This window comes from Terriglobales bacterium, assembly GCA_035937135.1.
In the GTDB taxonomy this organism is placed as follows: domain Bacteria; phylum Acidobacteriota; class Terriglobia; order Terriglobales; family Acidobacteriaceae; genus DASYVL01.
The window spans coordinates 1-10,060 of sequence record DASYVL010000090.1 but is presented as its reverse complement, the minus strand read 5'-3'; the positions used below and the strand labels follow the sequence as shown (position 1 = coordinate 10,060).

At 65.2% G+C, this 10,060-nt stretch carries 11 protein-coding genes; 9 read left to right on the top strand and 2 right to left on the bottom strand.

The window, feature by feature from the left end:
- Positions 1 to 321: EthD family reductase (locus VGQ94_05510; GenBank protein ID HEV2021966.1), on the bottom strand; the 321-nt coding region annotated here is incomplete at its 3' end.
- 116 nt (positions 322 to 437) lie between these two features.
- Here VGQ94_05510 and VGQ94_05505 point away from each other — a divergent pair.
- From VGQ94_05505 to cysS, 3 genes are all read left to right on the top strand, one after another.
- Complete coding sequence (locus VGQ94_05505; GenBank protein ID HEV2021965.1) at positions 438 to 959, top strand: hypothetical protein; 522 nt, start codon at positions 438 to 440, stop codon at positions 957 to 959.
- Positions 956 to 1,531, top strand: a complete 576-nt coding sequence (locus VGQ94_05500) for a CDP-alcohol phosphatidyltransferase family protein (GenBank protein ID HEV2021964.1) — start codon at positions 956 to 958, stop codon at positions 1,529 to 1,531. Before VGQ94_05505 ends, VGQ94_05500 begins: the two co-directional genes overlap by 4 nt.
- Before the next feature lie 73 nt (positions 1,532 to 1,604).
- The gene (cysS, locus tag VGQ94_05495) at positions 1,605 to 3,104 is read left to right on the top strand and encodes a cysteine--tRNA ligase (GenBank protein HEV2021963.1); all 1,500 of its coding nucleotides are present in this window, start codon (positions 1,605 to 1,607) and stop codon (positions 3,102 to 3,104) included.
- A gap of 28 nt (positions 3,105 to 3,132) precedes the next feature.
- Here the strand turns inward: cysS and VGQ94_05490 are convergent, their stop codons facing one another.
- A complete protein-coding gene (locus VGQ94_05490) occupies positions 3,133 to 4,092 on the bottom strand; it encodes an EamA family transporter (protein HEV2021962.1) in 960 nt (319 codons plus the stop codon).
- 237 nt (positions 4,093 to 4,329) lie between these two features.
- Between VGQ94_05490 and VGQ94_05485 the strand changes: the two genes are divergently transcribed.
- The 6 genes from VGQ94_05485 to VGQ94_05460 all read left to right on the top strand — a co-directional run bounded on the left by VGQ94_05485 (position 4,330) and on the right by VGQ94_05460 (position 9,786).
- A complete protein-coding gene (locus VGQ94_05485; protein HEV2021961.1) occupies positions 4,330 to 4,815 on the top strand; it encodes a DUF2752 domain-containing protein in 486 nt (161 codons plus the stop codon).
- Positions 4,816 to 4,838: 23 nt separating this feature from the next.
- A complete protein-coding gene (locus tag VGQ94_05480) occupies positions 4,839 to 5,102 on the top strand; it encodes a hypothetical protein (protein HEV2021960.1) in 264 nt (87 codons plus the stop codon).
- Positions 5,103 to 5,415: 313 nt separating this feature from the next.
- Complete coding sequence (locus VGQ94_05475; protein HEV2021959.1) at positions 5,416 to 6,768, top strand: acetyl ornithine aminotransferase family protein; 1,353 nt, start codon at positions 5,416 to 5,418, stop codon at positions 6,766 to 6,768.
- Entirely contained in the window at positions 6,769 to 7,212 is a 444-nt protein-coding gene (locus VGQ94_05470) for a YraN family protein (protein ID HEV2021958.1), read from the top strand.
- A 42-nt stretch (positions 7,213 to 7,254) separates the two neighbouring features.
- On the top strand, positions 7,255 to 8,289 hold the full coding sequence (gene galT, locus VGQ94_05465) for a galactose-1-phosphate uridylyltransferase (GenBank protein ID HEV2021957.1): 1,035 nt from the start codon (positions 7,255 to 7,257) through the stop codon (positions 8,287 to 8,289).
- Between the two features lie 63 nt (positions 8,290 to 8,352).
- The gene (locus VGQ94_05460; protein ID HEV2021956.1) at positions 8,353 to 9,786 is read left to right on the top strand and encodes a reverse transcriptase domain-containing protein; all 1,434 of its coding nucleotides are present in this window, start codon (positions 8,353 to 8,355) and stop codon (positions 9,784 to 9,786) included.
- Positions 9,787 to 10,060: the final 274 nt, after the last annotated feature.

Genomic DNA, 10,060 nt, shown 5'->3' with positions numbered 1-10,060 from the left:
GAAGGTAAAGGTCTCCTCTTCCGCGATCATAATTATGGGAGCTCCTCCCGTGGAAATCCTTATGGCGTGGGCCACTGTCTCCTGCGCACCCGGGGTAGCCGCACAGGCTTCGAGCGCTTGTCGCGACGGGAAGTGAATCTCTGCGATCCGATAGAAAGGCGGCGTTCCCTGCGGCGAGCCCAAGATCTTAGTCGCGACGAACTTGGTCTTGCCGACCAGCTTTTCCACCGCCATGGGCACATGCTCCTTCTGGTAGAGGGTCTCGAAGGCTTCTATGTCCTTGGGACGGGGATAGAGCACCAGAAGTTTCACTGCCGCCATAGGCTCCTCCTGCCTGAACGTGAGAGATTGGGAAGGCCCCTTGGCGGAGCATGTTAGGCCGCCATCGGGGACAGGTCAATTTGCATTCCCAAGCCGAGGCGCGGAGAATCCATCCCATGGAGAGCCGCAGAAAGGCGGGGGCGCCCGTCGGGATTTCCGGCGAGGAGCCGCGGGCGGAGGCCGCCCGCTTCGTCTCGGGCGTGATGGTGCTGGTGACGCTCAACAGCCCGCGGGAGAAGTTCTGGGGGGCGATCCTCGACATCTCACCCGCCGGCTTGAGCGTGCGCGGACTGGACCTGAACTCCTTTGATGACTTCGTCGGCCTGGTGCGCTCGGGCGAGCCTGCCTCCCTGGGCGCGGTGTTTTTCCCCATGCACCGGGTGGAGCGGGTGGAGATTGACGCGCGCAACGGCGACATCCCCTCGCTCCAGGAGCGCTTCCACTCCAAGACCGAGCGGGAGTTCACCGAGCTGGTGGGCACGGCGCCGGCCACCGGGATCGAGGTGGGCTGTACGCTGGCTGAGGCCCAGCGCCGGCTGGTCGCGGCCACGGTCGAATCCGTGGGACGCGACCTGGCTCGCGCCGCCGCCCTGCTCGACCTGCCCGAAGATGAACTGCGGAGCTGGCTGCGGCGGTGATCTCACAGCTCCGAACCGCCCCCAACCAGCTCACCCTGCTGCGCCTGCTCTTCATCCCTTTCATCGTCATCACCATCCTGGACGACCACTACCGCTGGGCGCTGGCGTTGTTCGTGCTCGCCGGGCTTTCGGACTTCCTGGACGGCATGCTCGCCCGCGCGCTGAAGCAGAAGACCGCCCTGGGCATGCTGCTCGATCCCATCGCCGACAAGCTGCTGCTCAGCACGCTGTTCCTGGTGCTGTCGTTGGCGCACAAGATCCCCTGGCGGGTAACGGTGCTGGTCTTCAGCCGCGACCTGGGCATCGTCGCCACCTGCGTCGTGCTGTGGGCCACCACCTCGCTCCGCGACTTCCCACCCAGCTTTTACGGCAAGGCCAACACCACGGCGCAGATCCTCGCCGTCTTCTTTGTGCTGCTGGATGAAGTCGTGCCCACGCAAGCGGTGACACTGGGCAAGGAGGTGGCGCTGTGGGCCACGATGGTGCTTACGGTGCTCTCCGGCGTGCACTACATCTTCCGCCTGGGATACCGGCTGCGGGCCCAGAGCCCGCCGCCGGCCGCCGCCGCGTGAACTCCGCCCCTCGCCGGATTCTCTGCGCCCTCCGGCGCTCTGCGGTCATCATTTACAATCACTAGCCCATCGCATGGCGCTGCACCTCTTCAACACGCTCTCCGGGAAGCTGGAGGAATTCCAGCCGCTCGAGCCGGGCCGCGTCCGCATGTATGCCTGCGGACCCACGGTCTACGACTACGGCCACATCGGCAACTTCCGCACCTTCATCTTTGTGGACATCCTGGCGCGCTTCCTGCGCCAGAGTGGCTTCGAGCTGCAGGACGTGATGAACATCACGGACCTGGACGACCGCATCATCGAGAACTCGGCCAAGCTAGGCCTCACCGTCCCCCAGTACACGAAAAAGTACGAAACCGCCTTCCTCGAGGACGCCGCCATGCTGGGCATCGCGCGGTCGTCGAAGCTGGTGCGCGCCACCGAGCACATCGCGGACATGGCCGCCTTCATCGCCAAGCTGGTGGAGCGGGGCTTCGCCTACCGCGCCGAGGACGGCTCCTATTACTTCCGCATCGCGCGCTTTCCCGGCTACGGCAAGCTCTCCAAGAGAGACTTGGCGCAGGTGCAGGACGGCGCGCGTGTGGACTCCGACCGCTTCGACAAGGAGGAGGTCCGCGACTTCGCGCTGTGGAAGGCGGCCAAGCCCGGCGAGGCCTCGTGGGAGACGCCGCTCGGCCGCGGACGTCCCGGCTGGCACATCGAGTGCTCGGTGATGGCCATGAAGTACCTGGGCGAGACCTTCGACATCCATCTGGGCGGCGAAGACCTCATCTTCCCCCACCATGAGAACGAGATCGCGCAGTCCGAGGCGCTCACCGGCAAGCCCTTCGCCCGCTTCTGGGTGCACGCCCGCTTCCTGCTGGTGGAGGGCGAGAAGATGTCGAAGAGCCTGGGGAACTTCTACACCCCGCGCGACATCATCCTGATGGACCACAAGCCCTCTTCGCTGCGCTACCTGCTGGCCTCCGTGCCCTTCCGCCGGCAGCTCAACTTCACTTTCGACGGGCTGAAGGCGGCGGCACGCTCGGTAGAGCGGCTGCGTAACTTCAAGCTACGTTTGGAGACGGAAAAGCTTCCGGCGGGCGAGGACGAGAGCATCGCCAAGCTGGCCCAGGAGACGGTGGACGGCATGCGCGCCGCGCTCGACGATGACCTCAACACCGCGCAGGCGCTGGCCGCCATCTTCGACATGGTGCGCGAGGCCAACGCCCAGGCGGATGCCGGCAAGCTGAGAAAAGACGATGTAGCGCCGCTACTGGCCGCGCTGGAGAAGTTCGACGAGATCTTCGCCGTGATGCGCGACGATGACGCGGAAAAGATTCGCAAGGTGCATGAATGGGCAGGCCGGCAGGATGTTACCGTCGCCGTTACCGGTTCCGAAGGGGTTCCTTCGGTTGGCAAAGTAACCGTGACCGCTCTTAACGACGAGCAGGTCGAGGCCCTGATTGCCGAGCGCGACCAGGCGCGCCGCGCCCGCGATTTTAGGAAGTCCGACGCCCTGCGCGACCAGCTTGCCCAGGATGGGGTCGTGCTCGAAGACACCAAGGATGGGGTGCGCTGGAAGAGAAAATAGTGGCGAGTAGTGAGTGGCGAGTGGTGAGTCAGTCGGCTTGGGCCTCGACTGCCGGCAGCTCCGGCTCTGCGGGCGCGGCGGCCTTGTGAATCTTGGAGCTGTTCACCAGCGCCACCGCGGCGATGATGACCGCCGTCCCCGCCGCGATGTAGGCATCCACGTGCTCGTGGAGCACCAGCCAGCCCAGGAACACCGCCACCACCGGGTTCACGTAGGCGTAGGTCGCCACCTTCGACGTGGGGACGTGCTCCAGCAGCCAGATGTAGGCGGTGAATCCGATCCAGGAGCCGAAGACGACCAGATAGAGGATGGCGCCGACGCCGCGCGCTGTCCAGACGACGCGGTGGTGGTCGCCCAGGGCCAGGACGATGCCCAGGTTGACCAAGCCGGCCAGGGTCATCTCCCAGGCAGTGGCGGCGAAGGGATCGATGCGTAACTGCGAGCGCCGGGAAAGGATGGAGCCGCTGGCCCAGCTCAGCGTGGCGAAGACCAGGCCGAGCGCGCCCAGGATCTGCATGTGTCCGGCGGCGCCGCTGGCGGTCAGGCGCGGCCACATCAGCACCGCCAGTCCGGCGATGCCCAGCGCGAGGCCCGCCACTCCGCGTCCTGCCAGCCGCTCGCCCCGCGGCAGGATGGATTCGATGACCGCGACCCAGATGGGCACGATGGCGGCAATCAGCGCCGCCAGGCCGCTGGGGACGTACTGCTCCGACCAGGCCACCATAACGTTGCCGCCGGTCAGAAGGAGCACGCCGATCGCCAGCACGCGCCAGAAGTCGCTGAGGGTGAGCGCGAGGCGCCGCCCGCGCAGCGCGCACCAGCCCAACATGGGCAGTCCGGCCAGCAGGAAGCGCGAGGCTCCCATCACGCTGGGCGGGATGTGCTCCACCACGATGCGGATGCCCAGGTAGGTCGAGCCCCAGAGCACGTACACCAAGCCGAAGGCGAGGGCGACCCGGAAGCGATGCTGTCGTTCTGCGTGAGTCATGCTGCGTAAGTCATGGGCGCGATCGAACTCTAGAGTAGATGAGACGCGGCTGCGCGCTCGTCCGATTCTGAAAATGTCTTCGTGGCCCGAGCGCCGGCGTGAAGATGCAGGGCCGGGCGTCTCAGGACAACCTCGAAAAATCAATGCTTGACGGATTCCGCGCCTGCCCGTACGCTTCTGGCAATTTCAGGACGGATTTGCGCCCCGGGCGCAGCCGTCCGCAGATGTGGATTTCCCATGGCCTCAGGCACATTTCCCGGTTTGGTCTCGGCCCTCTGGCGCCCCGCGGGGGTGCGCTCCCCCGCGCCCGACTGCTACCGCCTGTTCTTCAATCCCTTTGCCACCTGGGGATCGCTGGCCATGCTGCTGCTGGTTTCGCACCTTCCGCCCGACGGCGCTGGCATTCCGGTGTGCTTCTTCCGTGCGGTGACAGGACTGCCCTGTCCCGGATGCGGCCTCACCCGCGCCCTTTCTTCGCTGATCCAGGGAAATCCGGCCGCGGCCTTCTTCTACCATCCCTTTGCCTTCATCCTCTTGCCCCTGTTTGTGATTGCGGCGGCTCACAACTTCCTCCCTGCGGGAGTCCGGCAACAGCTTGCGGAGTTCTGCGGCCGCCATGACCGGATCATCCGACTTGGCTACCACGGATTCATCTATTCGTTATTGGTGTTTGGGGTCCTGCGAATGCTGGCCTACGCAACCGCTGGCAAGCTGGGAGTTTAGAAAACTCAAGGAGGATTGATCCCATGGGAGCTGTGATCTTTCTGTTGGCTTTGGCGTTGTACCTCGTTTCCGTCGTTTGTTGGATCCTGATTCTCATCCACGCCTTCAAGACGGGCGGAGCACTGCACGGAATTCTGTGCTTCTGCTTCTGGCCTTATGCAGTCTATTGGGGCTTCGCCAAGTTTGAGCACCCGAAGAAGAATCTGATTTTGGGTGGCTTCCTTGGCGGGATCGTGGCCGGGTTTGCTCTGCAGTTCCTGGCGATTTTCATGGCGACGCAGAAGTAAGGTAGCCCGCGCGGAGAAGCGTGTTGGTGCCCCCGGGCTGCCCTGGGCCCGGGGTTCCGTGGCCGGGTTTCCCAGACTATAATGATGTCTGGAGTTCCGGCATGAGCCTTTCTCGCCGAGCCTTGGAGTCGCCACAGCATGGGGCCGCCACCCGCGGCCTGCATCCCATGCTGCCGGCGCGGTCGCGTCCCAATCTCTTCGCTGGGGACTAGTCTCTCTCCTCGCCCCGGAGCCGCCCCTGAATGCGTATCGGGGCCGGACCTTCCGCCCGTCCCGCCCTGCGGGACCAACCATTTTGCGAGGAGATAAAGACATGGCTTCCAAGACCGCTACTGTTACCGGCCCCAGCATCAAGACCAAGCTGCCCGGGCCCAACGCGCAACGCATCCTGAAGGAAGACGACCGCTGGCTCTCGCCCTCCTACACCCGCTCCTACCCGCTGGTGGCCCAGCGCGGCCGCGGCGTGGTGATCGAGGACGTGGACGGCAACGAGTTCCTCGACTTTTCCGCCGGCATCGCCGTGGTCTCCACCGGGCACTGCCATCCCGAGGTGGTGGCCGCCATCCAGAAGCAGGCCGGCGAACTCATCCACATGTCCGGCACCGATTTCTACTACGAGAACATGATCACGCTGGCCGAGCGGCTTTCGAAGATCGCTCCCATGCCCGGGCCGCACAAGATCTACTACGGGAACTCGGGGACGGAAGCGGTGGAAGCGGCCATCAAGCTGGCGCGCTACCACACGCGGCGGCAGCACCTCATCGCCTTCTTCGGAGCCTTCCACGGCCGCACCATGGGCTCGCTGGCCCTGACGTCGTCCAAGCCGCAGCAGCGCCGGCGGTTCGCGCCGCTGATGCCGGGTGTGACCCACGTGCCGTTCCCCAACCTCTACCGCCGGCCCGCGGGAACGGACGCCACCGAGTACGCGCGCGGCTGCGCCCGCTTCATCGAGGAGAAGCTGTTCAAGACCACACTGCCTCCCGAGGAGGTGGCCGCCATCTTCGTGGAGCCGATCCAGGGCGAGGGCGGATACCTGCCCGCGCCGCCGGAGTTCCTGCAGGAGCTGCGCCGCATCTGCGACGAGAACGGCATCCTGCTGGTGGCGGACGAAGTACAATCCGGCGCCGGGCGCACCGGCAAGTGGTGGGCCATCGAGCACGCCGGCGTGCAGCCCGACATCGTGTGCAGCGCCAAAGGCATCGCTTCCGGCATGCCGCTGGGCGTGGTCATCAGCCGCGCCTCCATCATGGACTGGGTGCCGGGTTCGCACGCCTCCACCTTCGGCGGGAATCCGGTGTGCATCGCCGCGGCGCTGGCCACGCTCGACGTGATCGAGCGCGAGGCCATGAAGAACGCCGCCGAGGTCGGCCGCCACATCCTGGGCCGGCTGAGCGGCTGGACGGCGAAGCATCCCATGGTGGGCGACGTCCGCGGTATGGGCCTGATGATCGCCGTGGAGATCGTCAAGGACCAAAAGACCAAAGCTATCGCTCACGACGAGCGCGACCGCATCGTCGAGGCGGCGTTCGAGCGCGGCATCCTCTTCCTGGGCGCCGGCGAGAATTCCATCCGCATCGCGCCGCCGCTCATCGTCACCAAGGAGCAGGCGGACGTGGCGCTGGACGTGCTCGAGGAGTGCATCGCGCTGGCGGAAAAGAAGAAGTAGATGCCGGGAAGGCTGACCCGCCTGGCAGTTCGTGCGCTCGACCGAGCGGCGAAGCTCACGCTTCGTCCGCCCGCCGGGGCGCCGCATCTGGCCACCGGGCGCCGCGGGGAAGAGGAAGCCTACTTCCACCTGCGGCGACTGGGCTACGTGATGGTGGCGCGCAACTATCGTTCCCCACGCCAGCACGGCGAAGTGGACCTGATCGGCTGGGAGGGCGTGCTCTGCTTCGTCGAGGTGAAGACCCGCACCACCCGCGCCGTGATGCCCGCCGAGGCCGCCGTGGACGCGGAAAAGCAGCACGACCTCGAGCGCGTGGCCCGCGAGTATCTGCGGTGCGTGGCCGGTTCGCCCGCCGTTCGCTTCGACGTGGTCAGCGTTTACCTTGAGGCGGCCGCGGGAGCTCCCGAGATCACCCTATTTAAGAATGCCTTCCCGGTGTCGTAATATGTCTGGGCGGCCAGCCAACTCCTGAAAGGAGCACGTTTTTTGCCCGAGCTCAGGAAAGACCCTGTCATCGGACGTTGGGTCATCATCTCCAGCGACCGCGCCAAGCGCCCCACCGATTTCTTCCGCGAGTCCACCAAGCCCAAGGGGGGATTCTGCCCCTTCTGCTATGGCAACGAGGGCAAGACGCCGCCGGAGGTCCTGGCCTACCGTCCCAATCCCGGCGGCGGAACGCCGTCCCCGGACAGTCCCGGGTGGCTAGTGCGCGTGGTGCCCAACAAGTTTCCGGCGCTGGGCATCGAGGGCAACCTCGACCGCCAGGCCGAGGGCATGTTCGACAAGATGAACGGCATCGGTGCCCACGAGGTCATCATCGAAACGCCGGACCACAATCAGACTCTGGCCACGCTCCCGGAGAAGCGCATCGAGGAAGTGCTCTGGGCCTTCCGCGACCGCATCGTGGATCTGAAGAAGGACAAGCGCTTCAAGTACATCCTCATCTTCAAAAACCACGGCGAGTCAGCGGGCGCCTCTCTCGAGCACTCGCACTGCCAGCTCATCGCCCTGCCCATCCTTCCCCGGCTGGTGGGAGAAGAGCTGCAGGGCGCCAAGCAGTACTACACCCTGAAGGAGCGCTGCGTGTTTTGCGACATCATCCGCCAGGAGATGGATTCCGGCGTGCGCGTGGTGGCCGAGAACGAGAATTTCGTCACCCTGGCTCCCTACGCCCCGCGCTTCCCCTTCGAGACCTGGATCCTGCCCAAGCAGCACGAGTCAGCCTTCGAGAACTCCGCCTCCCGCATCTATGAGAACCTCGCCCGCGCGCTGAAGACGCTGCTGCAGAAGACCGACCGCGTCCTCGACAATCCCTCCTACAACCTGGTACTCCACTCCTCGCCGGTGCAGGAGGCCACCAACGACTACTACCACTGGCACATCGAGCTCATGCCCAAGCTCACCAAGACCGCCGGCTTCGAGTGGGGCACAGGCTTCTACATCAATCCCACCCCGCCCGAAGAGGCCGCCCGCTTCCTGCGCGAGGCCAGCGTGGAGACACCGCAGCCCGTGGCCGTGTAAGAGCCGCCGGTTGAACCCGGCCCTGAACTGGCGTACAACTGTGGCCCGAATCGGGGTGCTGCGGTGGAAGGGTCGCTTGTAACTTCGCGTCTGGGCCGGCGGCTGCGCTGGAATGACGTCTATCGCGAAGCCGAGCTCTACAAGGCCGCGCTGCGTGTCTACACCAAGCCGCTCTTCCACTGGCGCAAGGCTCTGGCGACTTCGAGCGACGGCCACACCCTCTACGACCTGGCCGGCCGCGGCCTGCGCGGGCTGGACGCCATCCACCAGGCGCTGGCTCACCACGACTTCCGCTTCCGTCCTGCCTTGGCGCTCCACTACAACTTCAACGGTAAGCACCGGACCCTGTACGTCTCGCCCTGGGAAGAGCGCATCGTGGACCTGGTGCTCTATCGCTTGCTGAACCAGCGCCTGCACGCTTGGTTCTCGCCGCACTCCTACGCCTACCGCACGCGCAGCTTCGGGCTCGACCGTTGCCAGGCAGGGATCGCCGACATCTTGCGGGGACCGCAGCCCATCTACGTCCTCAAGCGCGACATCTCCAACTACTTCGCCTCGGTCAACCACGAGATTCTGATAGAGCAGTTGGGCGGGCTGGTGGATCCGGACGACTACCTGTTCGAGCTGCTCGAGCAGCGGGTGCGCTTTTCGTATCTGGAGCAGGGAGCGGAACGGGAAGCGGGCGTGGGTATCCCCTTCGGCTCGGCCACCGCCTGCGTGCTTGCCAACGTTTATCTGACTCAGCTCGACCACGAGCTTTCCTCGCTGCCCGGGATCTCCTATTTCCGCTATGCTGACGACATCCTTCTTCTGTCCTCGGATCGGAAGGGGCTTCTGGACGCGAGCCACAGGCTGGAAGAAAATCTGGCGCACCTTCGCCTGCGCACCAAAGCCACGCATCAGGGAGATTTCGTACTGAGCGCAGAGTGCGTCTCCGACGCCGCGTTCCAGTGGACGCCGAGGTTCCGCCATCTCGGCCTGGAGTTCCGCGCCGGCGGAGGCGTGGCCCTCTCCCGTGACAAGTTCAGAAAGATCTGCAACCTGTTTCGCTTCGCCTTCCGCCGCAACCGCTCGCGCTTGAAGAAGGTCCTGGAGCCGGAGACGCGCGCCCGGCTGGCAGTCGAGATCGCCGCCCGCACGGTGGACGCCGGCGTGCGCAACGTTGCCATCCTCGACTACTACCTCAAGCACGTGGACGACGAGGAGCAACTGCGCCGCCTCGACCGCTGGCTGGCGGAGGAAGTGCTGAGCGTGGCCTTCGGCGGCGGCCACCGCAAGGGCTATTTCCGGCGGATCCCCTTTGCCGCGCTGCGGGCGATGGGACTGCCTTCGCTGGTCCATCGCCGCCGCTTGATCCGGCACCAGCAGGTGGAGGCGCCATTTTTCATCTGGAAGAAGCAGCAACGGTCGAGAGCATTCGAGGGGACGGTCGCCAGGCGGCGGGCCCGCAAGGGAACCGCCGCTTTCTCTCCGGTCCCAGAAGCAGCAGCCGGCTAAAGCCCGTGAGGGAGGGTAGCTGCCTGTAGATGGGGGTTATGGAATAACCTGTCGCTAAAGCGAAGGTTCGTTTTACGGGCCGTCCCCTCGAATGCTCTCAACATTGTTTCCGGGCAGCTCCGGCTGCCCCCGGGAGGGAAGTCATGGGACTCTTCGACCTTTTCTCAGGGAAGATCAACTGCCCGGATTGCGGATCGCCGGGCGCGAAGAAGAGCGGCGGGCGCGTCCTGTGCCCGAACATCTCCTGCCAGAACTTCGATTCAGAGGCGGCGGA